Source organism: uncultured Alteromonas sp., from assembly GCF_963976965.1.
GTDB lineage: Bacteria > Pseudomonadota > Gammaproteobacteria > Enterobacterales > Alteromonadaceae > Alteromonas > Alteromonas naphthalenivorans.
The window spans coordinates 90,791-108,668 of record NZ_CAXBMP010000013.1; the positions used below are offsets into that span (position 1 = coordinate 90,791).

Annotated in this window: 16 protein-coding genes; 6 read left to right on the plus strand and 10 right to left on the minus strand. The window is 43.7% G+C overall.

All coding sequences use genetic code 11. The features are described 5' to 3' along the window. Nucleotides 1–5: 5 nt before the first annotated feature. The 3 genes from ubiB to AAC006_RS11855 all read left to right on the plus strand — a co-directional run bounded on the left by ubiB (nucleotide 6) and on the right by AAC006_RS11855 (nucleotide 3,014). A complete protein-coding gene (gene ubiB, locus AAC006_RS11845; protein WP_339891396.1) occupies nucleotides 6–1,634 on the plus strand; it encodes a ubiquinone biosynthesis regulatory protein kinase UbiB in 1,629 nt (542 codons plus the stop codon). Between the two features lie 281 nt (nucleotides 1,635–1,915). Further along, a complete protein-coding gene (locus AAC006_RS11850) occupies nucleotides 1,916–2,125 on the plus strand; it encodes a cold-shock protein (RefSeq protein ID WP_013786252.1) in 210 nt (69 codons plus the stop codon). 136 nt (nucleotides 2,126–2,261) lie between these two features. Further along, a complete protein-coding gene (locus AAC006_RS11855) occupies nucleotides 2,262–3,014 on the plus strand; it encodes a hypothetical protein (RefSeq protein WP_256772361.1) in 753 nt (250 codons plus the stop codon). A gap of 92 nt (nucleotides 3,015–3,106) precedes the next feature. Here AAC006_RS11855 and cysK read toward each other — a convergent pair whose 3' ends face one another. Then, a complete protein-coding gene (cysK, locus tag AAC006_RS11860) occupies nucleotides 3,107–4,063 on the minus strand; it encodes a cysteine synthase A (protein WP_339891398.1) in 957 nt (318 codons plus the stop codon). Between the two features lie 119 nt (nucleotides 4,064–4,182). On the opposite strand from cysK, the gene AAC006_RS11865 reads away from it, so the two are divergent. Continuing rightward, nucleotides 4,183–4,656, plus strand: a complete 474-nt coding sequence (locus AAC006_RS11865) for an Lrp/AsnC family transcriptional regulator (protein WP_013786248.1) — start codon at nucleotides 4,183–4,185, stop codon at nucleotides 4,654–4,656. 174 nt (nucleotides 4,657–4,830) lie between these two features. Then, complete coding sequence (locus AAC006_RS11870; RefSeq protein ID WP_126871748.1) at nucleotides 4,831–6,426, plus strand: methyl-accepting chemotaxis protein; 1,596 nt, start codon at nucleotides 4,831–4,833, stop codon at nucleotides 6,424–6,426. Between the two features lie 33 nt (nucleotides 6,427–6,459). Here AAC006_RS11870 and AAC006_RS11875 read toward each other — a convergent pair whose 3' ends face one another. From AAC006_RS11875 to AAC006_RS11890, 4 genes are all read right to left on the minus strand, one after another. Then, nucleotides 6,460–6,624, minus strand: coding sequence for a hypothetical protein (locus AAC006_RS11875; protein WP_167347530.1), 165 nt, complete (start codon nucleotides 6,622–6,624; stop codon nucleotides 6,460–6,462). Nucleotides 6,625–6,885: 261 nt separating this feature from the next. Further along, on the minus strand, nucleotides 6,886–7,896 hold the full coding sequence (locus AAC006_RS11880; protein WP_013786246.1) for a cytochrome d ubiquinol oxidase subunit II: 1,011 nt from the start codon (nucleotides 7,894–7,896) through the stop codon (nucleotides 6,886–6,888). A 9-nt stretch (nucleotides 7,897–7,905) separates the two neighbouring features. Continuing rightward, nucleotides 7,906–9,267, minus strand: a complete 1,362-nt coding sequence (locus AAC006_RS11885; RefSeq protein WP_339891400.1) for a cytochrome ubiquinol oxidase subunit I — start codon at nucleotides 9,265–9,267, stop codon at nucleotides 7,906–7,908. Nucleotides 9,268–9,278: 11 nt separating this feature from the next. Further along, complete coding sequence (locus tag AAC006_RS11890) at nucleotides 9,279–9,836, minus strand: GbsR/MarR family transcriptional regulator (RefSeq protein WP_013786244.1); 558 nt, start codon at nucleotides 9,834–9,836, stop codon at nucleotides 9,279–9,281. 270 nt (nucleotides 9,837–10,106) lie between these two features. On the opposite strand from AAC006_RS11890, the gene AAC006_RS11895 reads away from it, so the two are divergent. Then, a complete protein-coding gene (locus AAC006_RS11895; RefSeq protein WP_013786243.1) occupies nucleotides 10,107–11,141 on the plus strand; it encodes an energy transducer TonB in 1,035 nt (344 codons plus the stop codon). A gap of 148 nt (nucleotides 11,142–11,289) precedes the next feature. On the opposite strand, the gene AAC006_RS11900 is transcribed toward AAC006_RS11895, so the two are convergent. The 5 genes from AAC006_RS11900 to ubiD form a co-directional block, all read right to left on the minus strand. Beyond that, on the minus strand, nucleotides 11,290–12,264 hold the full coding sequence (locus tag AAC006_RS11900) for an ABC transporter substrate-binding protein (RefSeq protein WP_339891403.1): 975 nt from the start codon (nucleotides 12,262–12,264) through the stop codon (nucleotides 11,290–11,292). 66 nt (nucleotides 12,265–12,330) lie between these two features. After that, on the minus strand, nucleotides 12,331–13,725 hold the full coding sequence (locus AAC006_RS11905) for a M28 family metallopeptidase (protein ID WP_202945461.1): 1,395 nt from the start codon (nucleotides 13,723–13,725) through the stop codon (nucleotides 12,331–12,333). 144 nt (nucleotides 13,726–13,869) lie between these two features. Next, nucleotides 13,870–15,219, minus strand: coding sequence for a hypothetical protein (locus tag AAC006_RS11910; RefSeq protein ID WP_013786240.1), 1,350 nt, complete (start codon nucleotides 15,217–15,219; stop codon nucleotides 13,870–13,872). Nucleotides 15,220–15,455: 236 nt separating this feature from the next. After that, complete coding sequence (fre, locus tag AAC006_RS11915; RefSeq protein ID WP_339891405.1) at nucleotides 15,456–16,151, minus strand: NAD(P)H-flavin reductase; 696 nt, start codon at nucleotides 16,149–16,151, stop codon at nucleotides 15,456–15,458. A 23-nt stretch (nucleotides 16,152–16,174) separates the two neighbouring features. Continuing rightward, nucleotides 16,175–17,662 (minus strand): 4-hydroxy-3-polyprenylbenzoate decarboxylase, encoded by a 1,488-nt coding sequence (gene ubiD, locus AAC006_RS11920; RefSeq protein ID WP_013786238.1) that lies wholly within the window; start codon nucleotides 17,660–17,662, stop codon nucleotides 16,175–16,177. Nucleotides 17,663–17,878 lie beyond the last annotated feature (216 nt).

Sequence of the window (17,878 nt, forward strand, 5' to 3'; positions counted from 1 at the left end):
CAAGCATGCGCATTGTTAGGTTGTATAAGATAAATAAGGTGTTGTTAGAGCATGGGTTAGACGACCTTATCCCTGCGAAATGGCTACCATGGTACGCACGCCTTATGCGTCACAGCATCTTTTGGATCCGCAATAAACACAAAGATAAGACTGCCGGTGAGCGCATTACGCTCGCACTGCAAAGCCTTGGCCCGGTTTTTATCAAGTTTGGCCAAATGCTATCGACCCGCAGAGACTTGCTCCATCCTGCTATTGCTAATGAACTTGCTCGTCTGCAAGACAAAGTGCCTCCGTTTTCGTCAGAAGCGGCACAAAAGATTATTAAAACCTCCCTTGGTCTAACCCATCTATCCGAATTATTTAGTGAGTTTGATGAAGCGCCTCTGGCGTCAGCCTCTATTGCGCAAGTGCATGCTGCAAAATTAAAAGCGAATAATGAAGATGTGGTGGTTAAGGTTTTACGCCCCGATATTCGTGAAACAATTGTGGCCGACATGGAGCTGCTTTTTAGTTTAGCGTCAGTGCTGCAAAAATGGCTGCCAGATGGCAAACGCCTTCGCCCTGTTGAAGTGGTGGTGGAATATCGTAAAACCATAGTGGATGAACTGGACTTACTACGTGAATCGGCAAGTGGCATTCAATTAGGGCGGAATTTTGAAGGCTCAGATTCATTATACATACCTAAAATATACAGCGACTATTGTCACAGCAATGTAATGGTGATGGAGCGCATATATGGGCTACCTATTTCAAATATAGATGCCTTACTAGCACAAAACACTAATATGAAAAAGCTGGCGGAGCGCGGCGTAGAGGTCTTCTTTACCCAAGTATTCCGCGACAGCTTCTTTCATGCTGATATGCACCCAGGTAATATTTTTGTTTCTACCGAGCATCCAGAAAACCCTAAATACATTGCTATCGACTTTGGCATTGTGGGCACGTTAAACCGTGAAGATAAGCGTTATTTAGCAGAAAATTTTATTGCGTTTTTTAACCGAGATTATCGCAAGGTAGCGCAACTTCACGCCGACTCTGGTTGGGTGCCGAACGACACCAATATTGATGAGTTTGAAATGGCGATTCGCACGGTCTGCGAGCCCATCTTTCAAAAGCCCCTTGCGGAAATATCGTTCGGTAATGTGTTACTACAATTATTTAATACTGCCCGTCGATTTAATATGGTGGTGCAACCTCAGCTAGTTCTGCTTCAAAAAACGCTGCTTTATGTTGAAGGGTTGGGGCGTCAGCTTTATCCGCAATTAGATTTATGGAAAACCGCAAAGCCATTTTTAGAAAATTGGATGCGCGAGCAAATTGGCGTGAAAGCCATGCTGGGTAAGGTAAAAGCAAACCTGCCGTTTTGGTCTGAAAAGCTACCAGAAATGCCGGATTTACTTTACGACAGCCTACAGCAAGTTAAGCGGCTTCCTTTGCAACAACAACGCGCACAACTTGCTTTACTAGATCAGCAGAAAAAGAGCGCGCAATCCATCCAATGGGGTGTAACGGGAGCTACCTTTATCTTGTTGTCGGCTATCTTACCCATGTATGAATTGAACTGGTATTTCCCAGCGCTTTCTGCCGGTGTAGGATCCCTCTGTTGGGTATTTGCATGGCGTAAGAACCGGTAGCGACTGTTACGCTCGGGTGAAATTTTTATGAAATGCATTTTTTAGTGAATAAATTGTATATTAATCAGTTCGAAGAGTGTTATAGTTGCTTTGGCTTTAAGCCAAAAGTCTTTAAATAGACGAGATATGAAATTATTTGCTATATGTAAAACCGCTCAAGTTACCTTGTGATTTGTAGTAAGTTGTTGCCCATTCGTAAGTAAGACCAACTCCGCCTATTAAAGACACTCGCTATACGCGCTTATTGCGCAATTTAATATGATATTTGAGGTCTATACGACATGTCTAAAGTTACAGGCACCGTTAAGTGGTTTAACGCTGATAAAGGTTATGGTTTTCTAACTCAAGATAACGGCGGTAAGGACGTATTCGTTCATTTCCGTGCTATCGTTTCTGACGGTTACAAAACTCTTCCAGAAGGTCAGCGCGTGGAATTTGAAGTAGAAGAAGGTCAAAAAGGTCTTCAAGCTGCTAACGTGCACGCCATCTAAGAAATTCAAAAACGGCGGTCTGAAAAGACCGCCGTTTTTCTTTCTTTTATAAACACTACATTCGTTAATATAGTTGGTTTTCCCGCTATTAAGTGCTTTACTGTTTCAGTAATAAACTTAATGAAAGGATTAGCTAATGTTAAGGATGAATAGTGTTTTTTTCGCTTTTGTTCTATCTACCACGTTTATATCTTCTTCGCCATTCGCGCAATCATCCAGTAATATACAAAATACTTCCAAAGGCACCCAAAATGCCAGCAGCGCCAGTAGTAACCAAGCTAATGCTATTGCCATGCTTTTTGGTGAACCGATTACTTTAGCTGACATTACTCCCGACCAAGACACTATTTCAAAAATTCGAAAGCAAGCGCCAGACAACGTTACGCAGCTTGTTACTCAGATGAGAGCTATTAACCTAGCGAACCAAATTATAGAAGCCGTGCTCAGCGACTATGCTAGCAAAAACAATATCAAGGTGGACGAGTCCTTGGTGGAAGCTTTTAAGCAAAAGTTTGGGTCAGAATATGAAAAAAACAATAAGAAAATAGCTGCTAAGAAAGATGCTCAGCAAGAAGATAGTGATTTGAAGGAAAGTACTAGCGCTGAAGACACTGCCAGTATTGATGAGATTGCATCAACCCAAGTAGAGCGCTGGCAAATAGAAAAACACCTATATAACACCTATGGCGGGGTAGTGATATTCGAGCAGTCTAACCCTTCCATGCCAGTGGAAGCATACTTAACGCTAATGAAAGAATACGCGAGCGCAGGTAAGTTCAACGTAGTCGATGCAGCCTTGGCTGAACGCTTTTGGGCAGCCTTCGAACCGCCATACGAATTTGTAATAGCACCTGAAGATGTCGACTTTAATCAACCTTGGTGGCGTTAATGCATAAATGGCAACCTTTGTAGGTTGCCAATAATTACGCCGTTACTCGCCGTTACTCGCCGTTATTCGCCGCTACTCACCGTTATTCGCAGTTAGTCGGCGAATAACGGGGTAGAAAAGTAACGCTCAGCGCCGTCGGCAAGAATGACAACGATGTTTTTTCCCTTATTGCTAGGCTGTTGAGCTAATTGAGCGGCAGCAAACAGGGCAGCCCCCGAAGAAATCCCTACCGCTAAGCCTTCTACTCGAGCAATCTGCTGAGCGTAGGCTATGGCTTCGTCGTCTTCTACCGTAATTATCTGATTAATCTGGCTTACATCAAGCACGTCAGGCACATGGCCTGAACTCAACCCCTGAATATTGTGCACGCCACCATGCCCTTTGCTTAACACCGGACAACTTGCTGGTTCTACAGCGACTACTTTCAAATGAGGAATATGAGTTCGCATGCTTGTGGCTAAGCCAGTTAGCGTACCGCCAGTACCTACACCCGCAACCACAATATCAATATGCCCATTAGTATCGCGCAGCAGTTCTTGAGCGGTAGATTGGGCATGAGCGTTAGGGTTAGCGTGGTTTGAAAATTGGGACAGACCCACTGCGTTTGGGTTTTGCTCGATAAGTGCAGCAGCTCGTTCTATAGCTCCTTTTGTTCCAAGGTCTTTCGGTGTAGTCACTACCTGTGCGCCATAGTGGCGTATTAGCTTTTGGCGCTCGATTGACATATGTTCTGGAATACATACTGTCAGCTTAATGCCGTAAATCGCGCAAAGCCAAGCACAGGCCACACCGTTGTTTCCTGATGATGCTTCAATTATTTCGGTTTTCTCATTAAAGGCAGCGCTTTCCATTAGGGCAGTAAGCATGGCCATTGCCGGTCTGTCTTTTATCGACCCTGCAGGATTGAAAAATTCCACCTTGGCTAAAAGCGTTGCATCTACGTTATGACGTGCAGCAAATTTACTCAAGCGTATTAATGGTGTGTTTCCTATGGTGTGGGTTATATCGTCAACCACACCAGGCATGGCATTTATCGCGTAATCAAGCATTTCAAAAAACCTATAAGTCAGTCTTACTCAATAATGACAGCTAGAAAAAGAGAAATTTACTCATTACTCCCCATTTGATAGGCTGGATTTGGTAAATAATTCTAATTTAGAGAAAGGTAATGAAAAATATTGCTCTTGATGGGGTGGATAAGGCTATATTGTTGCTGTTGCAGCAAAATGCCGACGTGCCGGTTGCAGATATTGCGGAGAAAGTGGGCTTAACGGCAACGCCTTGCTGGCGACGTATACAGCGGCTTGAAGCCCAAGGCGTTATCTCCCGTCGCGTAGCATTATTACAGGCGCACAAATTAGGCTTGGCAATGACGGTATTTGTGCAAATTAAAGCCGCACGTCACGACGGGAAGTGGTTAACAGATTTCGCCAAGCATGCTTCATCGTTTGAAGAAGTGGTAGAATTTTATCGCATGTCTGGAGAGTACGACTATTTGCTTAAAGTGGTGGTAACCGATATGGCTGCGTTCGATCATTTTTATAAAAGACTCGTTAATGGGATTGATCTTAACGATGTCACTTCTAGTTTTGCCATGGAGCAGCTTAAATATACCACTGCACTTCCGCTTACTCACCTTTAATAATTACCTAATAATGCTTACGTTTTTTGTGATTTACGAAAGTAAAAAGGCAGAGCTCGGGTCTAGGTTACTTATGGGTTGCTAAAGACACTATTATAAGTTTTTTATTGGTTTATGCTTCAAAGTGTCTACAGTAATACTTTACGTTAATTTTTTCCCCGAAGGCAGTATGCAATGTTAAACACTATAAAAGTAAGAATTTTAACGGGTTATGCAGGAATATTACTCGCAACCTTAATTGCTGCCGTGGTGTTAACATTGAACAACAAGCAGGTCACGCACCAAGTCGATACTTTTGTGAGTGAAACCTTACCCGCGTTAAGTACATTAGATAATGTGCAAAGTAACAGTAAGCAACTTGTGTTAATTGGCTTCTCACTTTATGGCACAACGTTATCGGGCAATGCCTTTGATGAACAAAAACAAGAATTAGAGCAAAACGTTGATGCTGGATTCAAAGCATTAGGCTATATGGCCGGTGATACCCTTAAATCTCAGTTCAATTCGCTAGTTTCAAGTATGGATTCACTTCAAGCAACTATGTCTGCCTCGCGGGTTGATTGGGATCGTGCCCGTGACGATTTACAGTTAGTTAATGAATTAGCCTCTGTTTTTGACAACGCATTAATTGAAGTAAGAAATCAGGTGGCAAGCAAAGCCGGTGAGCGTTCTCAGGCGATAGGAAGTCAGTTACAAACCAGTCAATTCACTATTTACTTTCTCGTGCTTATTCTAGCTGCTGTTGCCATGGCTGGTTACCATAGTGCTAAAAAACAAATTGCGCAGCCGATAGAAGGCATGGCTGAGAAGCTCGATAGTTTAGCGAAAACTAGGAACTTAGTAGCGCGCCTTCCAGAACAAAGCACCCATGAACTTTGTAGAATGACCAACAGTATTCATGGTTTGGTATCTGTGTTTCAGGCGGGTATGAAAGAAGTGAAAGGCGCCGTTTCTGGCATAGAGGGCGCGGTGAATTCTCTCTCTACAACTACAGAGCAGTCAAGTTCGTCGGTGGATAGTTTACTCACCGATATTACCGGCCTTGTAAACATTATGGACTCGTTAGAGTCAGACATGGTGGAAAGCCTTCAGCGTTCACAAACTGCAGCAAGTGCAGCCCAAGACAGCGCAAAACAGGTGGATGCAGGTCGTGTACAAGTAAAAGAGACCGCCGACGCTATTTCTGACTTGGCCAATGATATTGAGCAAACGGCGAGTATGCTAGAAACCCTTCAAGTTGAAGGGAACAATGTTTCAAGTGTAGTGAAGACCATTGCAGAAATTGCCGATCAGACAAACCTACTGGCATTAAATGCTGCTATTGAAGCGGCAAGGGCAGGGGATTCTGGCAGAGGTTTCGCGGTAGTTGCGGATGAAGTGAGAACACTAGCAGTAAGAACCCACCAGTCCACGGTTGAAATTAATACCATGCTTGAGAAAATTGTGGTTTCAATTACCTCTGCAGTATCTACTATGAGCTCAAATCAAAACAAGGCACATGACTCAGTGGGGTTAGCTAATGATTTGGTCTCAACCCTTGAAGCAGGAACGCAAAGCATTTTGGCGTTAGTGAGTGTTAGTGAAGAAGCGGCCGTATTGGCGAAACATTCACAGTTGCAGGCCAATGAAGCGAAAAATGGTGTTAATCAATTTAAGAATTTGGGAGATAGACTGTCTCAGAACAACAGTCAGGTAAACGATGCGGCTGAAGATTTGTCTGCACTTGCAAATGGATTAAGTGCTAATGTGAACCAATTTAAAATAGGCTAATGCAAGAAGGGCCCTGTTAGGGGCCCTTCGTTACTAATGCTGTTGTTCTTCAGTTTGCTTGCTAGCAAAAATCTTGGATTTCTTTTGGATCTTACATCCTAAAATATTTTGAGCATTTTTCCGACCTATATAGTAAGCCACTGTATAGGGGTGAGCACGCCTGAAGAACCTTGAAAATGATTTAACTACATTGTTCATAATGGTCTCCTTTTAATTCTGCCCAAAATAAGCATACGTATATTTAATTATTATGTCAACACTGTCACAAAAGAAATATATAAGAATTTTGTTTGATTTTTGGTGTAATTATTTGTTTACAAGTGTGTGAGGTCTAAATTAGAAAAAAAGTGATCTAGTGAAGTTGCAAGGAGCTGAATATGTTTCGGGTGAAAAAAAGGCTCCGAAACCAGGTGGTTAGGAGCCTATTATTGTTTTCAAGGGTTAACTAGTAGGAAGGCGCTAATAATAGCTAAGCTTTTCCGATTTACCTGAAAATATTTTGTATACCATCGCGGTGTAGGCAAGAATGCAAGGTACTACAATAACGACACCCACTAATAAGAAGCGAAGTGAGTTGGCGTCGCTAAGTGCATCTTGTACCGTAAGGTGTCCTGGTATGACAAACGGGTAGTAACTTACTCCAAAAGCGGTGAAGCAAAGCACAAACACCGTTAGTGCTATAGCAAAAGGCATCCATTCACCTTTCCCGCCTGCATCAGGTAGCTTTTTCAATAGCACGCCACATAAGCTAAGTAATAAAAAGCAGGCAACAGGAATAGCCATCAATACATAGCCAACAGTGGATGATAACCACAAGTCACGCACATCATCATGCAAGGTTAAGTTTGCTAGGCTAACCGCTACTATTCCTATAGAAAGCGCAAACAATCCTCTGCGCGCCCAATAATAGGCTTTGGCTTGTAAGTTGTTCTCTGCTTTTAATATTAACCAGCAAGAGCCAATAAACGCATACGCAGCCGTTACACCAATAGCAGACAGTAAGGCAAAGCCTTGTGCCCATAAGTCGGTACGCAAGCCGGTTACATAAATGCCTAGCATATAACCTTGCGCCAGCGTGGTAAGTAATGAACCGTACTTAAAGGTGAGATCCCACTTACGCTTATGCACTTGAACGACCTTCGCCCTAAAATCAAAAGAGACGCCACGTAAAATGAGCCCTAATAGCATTATAGTTGCGGGAATATAAAGGCTTTGAAGCACCTCACTGTGTGCTTCGGGAAAAGCAATCAGCAGAAGCCCAACGGCCAATACCAACCACGTTTCATTGGCGTCCCAATAGGGCCCAATAGACGCAATCATATCGTCACGAAACTTTTCTTCTCGGGGCGGTATTAAAACACCTACCCCTAAATCGTAACCATCTAAAATAGCGTACAGCAATACTGCCAGCCCAAGCAGGCCAACGTAAATATTCCCTAATGTTTCTGCTGATACATTTTCGAATAACATAGCTGCTCCTTAAGTGTTAGCCGGCGACATTTTGCTAGCTTTTGCCATTTCACGCTCTTCCGTAGAAATCTCTTCAATTTCAACGGCGCGGCGACACATCAACATGAGCGTTCCCATATAAGCGAACAGCAAAATTGTATAAATTGTGGCGTACATGGTGAACGAGAAAGCGATATTCGCAGGAGGAAGTGTTGTTACCGCTTCTTGAGTACGTAAAACACCACTGACGAGATAAGGCTGCCTCCCAATTTCAGTCACATACCAACCGGCTAAGGTTGCAATCCAGCCGCTGAATGCCATGCCAGCGAATACTCGCTTGAGCCAAAGTGGGAAAGATTTCCCTCTAAGTAAATAACTACTGCCAAGCCACGAAACCGCCAACATTAAAAAGCCCATGCCTACCATCACCCGAAACCCGAAGAATACAGGTGCTACTGGCGGATGCTCGCCTTCAAAGTCGTTTAGGCCTTGAATTTTGCCATCCATTTTATGGGTTAAAATTAGGCTCGCGCCGTTGGGTACCGGTATTTCGAAGTGATTTTCTCTGCTTTCTTCGTCGGGAATAGCAAACAACAGTAAGGGCGCGCCTTCAGTGGTATCCCATAAGCCTTCCATTGCGGCAACCTTCTGTGGCTGATTCTCTAATGTGTTCAACCCATGCATATCACCGGCAAATATTTGCAAAGGGATCAGCACCGCTGCGGTATAGGTGGCGGTTTTAAGGGCAAGTTTTGGCGCTAGCTTGTCATCACCTTTCAGCATACGGTAGGCCGACAAACCGGCAATTAAGAAACTGGCCGTCAAACCCGAAGCTAGCATCATGTGTACAAAGCGATACGGGAACGAAGGATTAAAAATAATTTCGCTCCAATTTACCGCATACACAACGCCATCTATAACTTCATGCCCCTGAGGCGTTTGCATCCAGCTGTTAAGCGCCAAAATCCAAAAGGCTGACATGGTAGTGCCCACTGCCACAATCAATGTTGAAAGGGTGTGTAACCAATTAGGGACTCGGCGAATACCAAACAGCATAATACCAAGGAAGGTGGCTTCTAAGAAAAACGCAGTAAGGACTTCGTAGCCCAATAGGGGGCCTGCCACATTACCCACCCGCTCCATGAAGCCGGGCCAGTTGGTACCAAATTGGAAAGACATGGTCACGCCACTTACTACACCAAGTGCAAAGCTTAGTGCGAATACGCGCACCCAGAAGCGGTACATACGCATCCAAACAGGGTGGCCGGTTACATTTGAGCGAAATTTGAAGTAGAAAAGGAACCATCCCATTGCCATGGTGATAGTAGGAAACAGAATATGAAAACTAATATTTAATGCAAATTGTAAACGAGACAGCAAAAACGCATCCACAGATAGTCTCCTTAATTAACGGAATTTTTTCCCGGAAGAATTTTGTCTTTCAGTTCTAACATACGGCCAACACCCGAGCCGAGTTTCATCAAGGTGTTAAGTTTATCGGGGCCTAGGTTTTGAAGCTCTTGTGACCATGCCGTTACCGACTCTAATAAGTCATGAATTTCATTCAGCTTATCTTGTGCGTTGGCTTCAGTTTTGTTGGCGGGCGTATCGAGTAATAAATCTCGCAATAAACTCATGGTAGGGTCTATTTCGCGTTTGCGGCGCTCTTCGAATACGCGGTTTGCTAGGGTCCAAATGTCACCGCCTGCAATAAAGAACTCTTTTCGTTCGCCAGGGACAAGGTGCTGTTTTACCAAGCGCCACGACTGAAGCTCCTTTAATCCCATGCTGGTGTTGCCGCGAGATATATTTAGCGCGTCGGCGATTTCTTGCGCTGAGATGGGTTCATCAGCAAGTACAATCAGCGCCAAAATTTGGCCCACAGTACGGTTAAAGCCCCAACGACTGCCCATTTCGCCGAAATGCATAACCGCGGAAGTAATAAGTGGTGTCATTTTCATGTCTATACCTGCTGAACTTTCAGAAATTACTGAAAGTTTATGCCGAAGTTTGATTGAGATCAACAAGTATCAGATGAAAATTATGTTAGGAGGAACTCGAAAACGACATAAATGGGCATGGTGAATCTTATGTTCGTTGATAAGTTGTCTCGTGACGTTTCGATTTATTGTTAAGTTTAAAAGATAGGTGCTATAAACAATATAGAATTAAACAGGAAACGCGATGTTGAGGTTTATTACTTTTAACACGCTAAAAATTAGGGATAAATTGTGAAAATATTTTCTGCGCTATTATGCGTGTTATTGATCGTGTCCAGCAGCTTCTCTTTTGCCAATGGTAACAGCAAAGAAGTTAAAGCCGCCAAAATAATAAAAAATGCTAATAAAGTGGAAGAGACCTTTACCTCGCGCGGAGGCATGGAAGGTTGGACAAGAGTTTCATTTATAATAGACAAAGACGGCACAACGAAAGATATCGTTGTTTTTGATTATTCAGGCAAAGACAGATATGTCAAAAAAGTCACTAAATACATAAGAAACCTTCAATATTCTCCTGCGCTCGTTAACAATAAGCCAGTAGCAAGTGCTCAAACTCTGTTTGTTAAACACACATACTCAGAGGCTGGCCATAGCGAAGGTAGCGTGACGCCTGCCTTTGCAAAAGAATACCAAGCTACCATAGATGCGCTTTCTAGCCCTACCGCAGATATGCTTAACATAAAAAAATCCATAGACAATTTGGTAGAAGACCATACTAAAAATTTAAACGAACATGCTTTGGCTGCGTGGTTAAAGTCTATCTATTATTATAAAAATGAAAATTTTTTAGAATATATGCGCCAATCCCAAATTACAGTAGATTTATACGAACACTTGCCTATAGCAATATTGGCTAAGTCGACGGTGAATCTTTTTCAGTCACAGCTTTATTTCGGCAATTTTAATGGTGCCGCCGAAACCCTTTCGCGAATGGGAAGTGTTAATGGCCTTAATTTATCTGAAGAAACCTATCAACAATTTGCAGATGCACTGAAGGCTGCTAAAGCGACTGGGTCAGCAAACGTCACTAAAGGTCAGCTGAGTCATTTAGGCGCGTGGTCTCAAACGTATGATCCCTCAACATTTAAAGTTGAAGTTTCTCAAGGGAATGTTGATTCAGTGGAGCTTAGATGCAACGATTATCAACAAAAATATATAGAAGGTTGGGAGAACAAAATAGAGTTTCCGGCGCAAACTTCCGATTGTATTTTGTTAATCAGAGGGGATGCTGGCTCAACATTTGATATTCTTGAAATCACTAGTTGAAAATTAAGAAAGCGAGAGCGGTTTCGCAAAATGATTGACTATAAGGGCGCTCTTCTACAGTGCTAGCAAAAGGCACTGCTAAAATCTGCTCCTAAAAAGCGCAATAAAAAGCGCAATAAAAAGCGCAATAAAAAGCGCAGTTAAATAACTACCAGCGTCTAATCATGGTTTTATAAACATCAGGGTCGAGCAAACTTTCTCGCTCGGCCTTAACGCCATCAAGCATAGCCATCGCTTCAGCTTTCGTTTCAACGATAACACCATCAATAACGTAAATACTGCTATCACCAGGTAACGATTTATCGAGTGGGTAGGCGGTAAGTGTATCTGTGGGTACAAGGCTCACACTAGTTTCACCAATATAGTCGGCGATACCGTCGTTGTTAATGTCTTTGGATAGCCAAGGTAGCCCCAGAATTTTATTGTAACTGCCATCTTGTTGCATGACCTGAATGGTGTGTTCAAACGCTTCAATAGTGGCCTTAGCGTTAGGCGTACTTGTGCCAAGTGCCAAGGAAAAACCAGCGTTCATCAACGATGCTGAAGATACGTGTAAAAGCTCTTCACCGTCTTTATCAAGAAGTAAATTAAACTCTTCAATCAACAAGCGGGTAGTAATTAAATACGGCGCTCTGTCATCGGCTAGCTGCTTAAAAGCGTCGTACGTGCTGGGATTACGTGACCACTTGATTTCTTTTAGCATGCGGAACTTTGGCGTATTAGCAAAGCGGTTTTCTATCGCTACGCGGCTGTCTTTTAAATGCGGTATCAGCTTAATCTCTTCAACATCGTATTTTTTACCCGTGGCATATAAATAGATGGGAAGGTAGGGGGCTGAAAGGGTAACCGTGTCTTTTCTTTCACCTAAATCTATATAGGCGAACTCGCCATCCACCTTACCAGAACGTACTGCGCTACCTAAGAAAGCATCGCGCATAACCTGAAGCTCCAGGTCGGTTTGCATTCGCGAGAACGCCGCTTCAACGATAGACGTGAGTCTTGAAGGTTCGCCCTCATCGCTTACGTAAGTTTCAAATGGCGCTGCGGCAAGTGTGACACTGTTTGCCTTTAACGGCGCCACCACGGTGATAAAACTTAGTAAAGCGATGACTCTCACCAACACGGGCGACATCTCCAAAACAACATTATTATTATCTATAGGCGCTATTACCTATCAACAGTATAACCGTTACTGGCCAAAACTGCCTGCAGCGCCTGGGAATACAACTGGGCTTTCAATGCCATCGTTGTTCACACTGGCAACCCCGAAAAAGTAGTTGTCAATTACTACGTTTTCTAACGTGGCTTCGTTCACCTTACCAACAAACTTACTAAATTCCCATTGCGGTGCATCGGTATGACGCCAGTAAACTTTATAGCCCGACAGTTGAGGGTTTTGCGCTGTATCTGCTATATCCCACATTAATGTGGTAGAAGGCTGAACGGCGCCTTTAATTTTTACGTTAGCTGGCGGGTTGGGCGCCCAAGCCATAGCCGCTAGCGATACTGCGTTTAAACCCGTTAGCTTGGCTGCGTAATCAAAATTCACACCGTCTAAGGTATCGCCATACTTGATACCATCTTCTTCTCGAAGATCCTGATGCTGGCGAGTGTAGTTTTCATTGGTTTCCATAATACGAATACCGGGGAAACCTAAATCGTTGAAGGGGCGATGGTGCCCGCCACGACCAAAGCGATCTAATCGATAAATGACCATGGTATCTAGATTCTCAATGTATTGGTCGGCAATGTTATCAATGTATCTTGCTAAGTTTCTGCTTGGTGAATCGACTTCTCCACCTGTGAAGCGGCGGGTGCGAGCTTCATCTGTGGTTTCGGTTACGCGAGTGCCTTCAGCAAATATGCGCGCCGTGGTGTTGTTGATAACCCCATTAACGCCCTCTATATTGCCAATCATGTCGTTGTTCAATACTGCTTTTAACCGCCAGCCATCTTTTTGAACTTGGTTTGCCATAATACGCCCACCAAACAGGCCTTGTTCTTCCCCTGCTAGTGCGGCGTACACAATGCTACCGTTAAATTTATATTTCGATAGTATGCGTGCGGCTTCCAGTGTTCCAGCTACGCCCGATGCATTATCGTTTGCGCCAGGTGAGTCTGATGTGAAATCCATCACATCAGATACGCGAGAATCTATATCACCAGACATCATCACGTAACGTTCTGGATCGGTACTGCCGCGTTGAATAGCAATAACGCTTACTACCTCGACAGGGTCGGGTATACGTTTTTCACCGCTAATGGTTTCAGACTGAAAATACACGTCTAAGCAACCACCACATTCGGCTGATATCTTTTCAAACTCAGACTTAATCCAGCGCCTTGCGGCCCCTATGCCTCGGGTATCTGATTCGGTTTCCGATAAGGTATGTCGGGTTCCAAAATTCACAAGGGTGGTGATATCGCTTTCAATGCGCTTGGGGGAAATGTCTTCGGCTATTTTGTACAAGGCTTGTTGTTGTTCATTTTGCGCTTGCGCTGTAAAGGTCAAGGAAAGTGGTAATACTGCTAACGCTGAAATTTTTACGAATGTAGGAATGCTTTTTATCATTGTTTTCTCCATCTCTTTTTTTATAACCATACTGGATACGAAAGAAAGCAACAAATGGGGTTAACGTGTGGAGAAGTTAATGGTCGAATTAAAAGGTGTATTAAGAATAGCCTCTTCAAAAAGAGGCTATTGACAAAGGTGAAAGCAAGTTGCTAACTATCTTGCTATATAAAGGGCACCAAATGAAGAATTACTCCAATCAGATAAAGATTCAAGATAATCAGTTGTATTTAGTACGTCTTCCGCTCGCAGATACAAGAACCCTGACTCTATTTCCTGTGTTATGTCTAAATCTAGTTCGAAAGGTAAAACAACATCATCAAAATTCAGCGTATCAAGAATGCTCATTGAACCTTGAGCGGGAGTGGTCAAGCTGAAAGAAAATTCACCATCTGAACTGAAATACAGGTAAACATTGTCGGCACCGGTATTGGAGAAATCATAATCGTCGCCTGAAAGCATATCTTGAGCGGCTTCAAGGAATGGGGTTGGTTCCATCACGGTAAAATCGACGACGCCTGCATAATCTGAATCGACCGAAACACCAGACACCATGTCCATCCAAACGAAACCTTCTATGTCATCAAAAAGTATCTCATCATAGGTTGTTTCTTGAAATGTAAGATAGGTTTCCAAGTTTTCGCTTTCGCTGTAAATAGGTAAACTTTGCGGTAAAAAGGCGAGTGAGTCAGCGCCTGTGTAAAAACCAAAAGAGTGTAAATCTTCAATCTGGCTAGAACTTGATACGCGGTAATTGCTTTCAGTAAATACAGGGGTATTGGTGACTAAATAAGGAACGTTCGTATTAAGGTGTGCATCTGATAGTGAAATATTATTCGTGCTATCAACGTCATAATCAGATATCTCGGTGCTGTACACCTCTATTTCTTGGTACGGCTGGCCGTTAATGGGAGTTGAAATAACGACTGCTAAACTAGGCCATTCGCCATCAACCGCTCTACACACTTCCGCTTCAGCCACGTCGTCAATGCTAGATAAATACGTTTGCTCATTAGTATTGGCCGCAGATGCACGCACGGTAACACCGCCTGATGAAGTAAATTCACTGATATCAAAAGTGACACTCTCGCATTCACATTGAGTCACATTATCATCGGCACCGGGAAAGGAAGTCATATCAAAAATTTTATCGGCGGTAACCGACACGTAGGTTTTTACTTCAGGAAAGCGGCCACTGTCGCCGATTGAGAAAGTAATTGAGCTGAAAGTGGCTACATCACCATAGTCTATCGTAATATCGCCATTTTCATCGGCTTCATAGACTTCTACAGCGTCGCCTGATGCATCATGCCGTACGATAACCGCTTCAGGTTGGGGAGTAATAGTGCCGCACTTCGATGTGTAAGAGGCGTTAACAATATATTCAAATGAAGAGTTTCCGCCACCAGATGGAGGCGTTTGTGTATCTGGGGTACCATCGCTACCACCGCAGCCAATCAAGCCCATGGCGACTGAAGCAACAAGAAGATTTTTGGTGTTATACATGATTTACTCCTACATACGTCAAGAAAAGGCGCAAGCAAAAGCAAAAACAAACAATTAAGGTGGCAATGCTTCTTGCTAGGCCAAAAAGGGCTATCCCGCCCTTTGGATACCGATTATAACAAAGCAACTCGTTGAGCAGTCAGTGGGAAGGTGCTCAACGCTTTGTTAATCAATTTTCATACTATCTCTGTATGTACAAAGTCACCATTTTAAAATGTAACAATATGTACGTATGTTTAAATAAACGCGAAGGCATCGCCAAATAGGTTTTCTACTTTTAAGCCGCGAACGGTAAAGTCTTCACGTACGGTTTTAGCCATTTCAAAACGTCCAGCGACATACACTTGCATGTGTTCGAAGTCTGTATGGTCGGCTAATACTGCATGGTGAACCCATCCTGTTCTACCTTTCCAGTCGTCTTCGGCAAATTCCACTACAGGTACAAAGGTAAAGTTATCGTGCTTGGCAGCAAGTGCATTTAGCGCTTCTGATAGATATAAATCACCGGCATGACGGCCTCCCCAATAAAGGGTAATAGGCGTTTTATCACCGCTCTTCAGATGCTGCTGTAAGATAGAGTAGGTGTAGGAAAAGCCTGTGCCGCCAGCGATTAGTACCATCGGCAAGCCGTTTGATTGCAAAAAGGCTTCACCGTTATTTACGCTAAGACTAATTTCGCCTTCTTCTTTCATACGACTTAATACTTCGCCGGCGAAAGTATTGCCAGGCTCTGCGCCAATATGAAGTTCAATGCGTGAATTATCATAGGCGGCATTGGCAATAGAGAAGGGGCGCTTGTCTTTTTCGCCCATATCAATAAGTGCGTACTGGCCTGCTTGAAAGGCAACTGGCGCGGGAGGTGTTAATTCAATTTTGTATACTACGTCGGTTAACGGCGTGATGCTGGCAACCTTACATTTAATTTCTGACATGTAATCTCTTCTTACGTTTGCTGTTAGCGTTTCGCCGTTGGTAAGTCCATGATACCAAGTTCATCCCAGATATCATCCACCCGTTTTTTCACGTCTTCGTCCATCACAATGGGTTCGCCCCATTCACGGTCGGTTTCGCCGGGCATTTTATTGGTGGCGTCCATCCCCATCTTCGACCCAAGGCCAGACACTGGCGAAGCAAAATCTAAATAGTCGATGGGAGTATTTTCAATCATAACCGTATCGCGTGCCGGATCCATACGCGTGGTAATCGCCCAAATCACATCGTTCCAGTCGCGGGCGTTTACGTCGTCATCGCACACTATCACAAACTTTGTGTACATAAACTGTCGTAAAAACGACCAAACACCCATCATTACGCGCTTAGCATGACCCGGATATTGCTTCTTCATGGTAACCACAGCCATGCGGTAAGAACACCCTTCTGGCGGCAGGTAAAAGTCTACAATTTCTGGAAACTGTTTTTGCAAAATAGGCACGAATACTTCGTTTAATGCTACGCCTAAAATAGCTGGCTCATCAGGCGGGCGACCGGTATACGTTGAATGGTAAATAGGATCTTTACGATGGGTAATATGGGTTACCGTAAACACAGGGAAGTCATCAACTTCGTTGTAGTAACCAGTATGATCGCCGTAAGGCCCTTCGGGCGCGACTTCGTCTTGTGCAATATAACCTTCCAGAACAATTTCAGCGCTTGCAGGCACTTGCAGGTCGTTACTTATCGATTTAACCACTTCAGTTTTATCGCCTCGCAACAACCCTGCAAAGGCATATTCGGAAAGGGTGTCAGGCACAGGAGTAACGGCACCTAAAATAGTGGCCGGATCGGCCCCTAGTGCCACGCTTACCGGATAGGGTTTTCCTGGGTGAGTTTGGCACCATTCACGAAAATCGAGCGCACCACCACGGTGAGATAACCAACGCATAATAAGCTTGTTCTTACCGATAACCTGCTGGCGATAGATACCTAGGTTCTGGCGGTTTTTATGCGGGCCTTTGGTCACACTTAACCCCCACGTAATAAGCGGCGCGGCATCACCGGGCCAGCAACGCTGGATAGGCAGTTTACCTAAATCGACATCATCACCGGTTAGCACGACTTCTTGGCAAGGTGCTTTTTTTACGACCTTGGCGGGCATATTCAGCACCTGTTTAAAAACAGGCAGTTTTTGCCATAAATCCTTTAGTCCTTTAGGTGGTTCGGGTTCTTTTAAATAGGCCAGTAATTCGCCCACTTCTCGAAGTGCCGCAACCGATTCTTGCCCCATTCCCATTGCCACACGTTCTGGTGTGCCAAATAAGTTGGCCAATACAGGCATGCTATGGTTTTTAGGGTTTTCAAATAATAGCGCAGGGCCACCGGCACGTAATGTACGGTCAGCTATTTCGGTCATTTCTAAATCGGTATCGATTGGCTGGCTAATGCGAACCAATTCACCTTTGGCTTCCAACTGGTGAATAAAGTCACGTAAATCTTTGTACTTCATTTGAACAGGGGGTATCCGCAGACTAAAGTTAGGAACAAGAATATACTATTTCGACACAAAGTCCGATCAGTTCAGTGGGCTAAAAGGGTGGCTTATCAGGTTTTAGCGGCGTATGTTGATAAAATAATCTGGACACCCTACGTAAATGGTAGTCTGATAGCGTTAGTGCGGTTGAACTTCAAGTAGTTGAACTGTCAATACAAAAGAGTGAAAAAC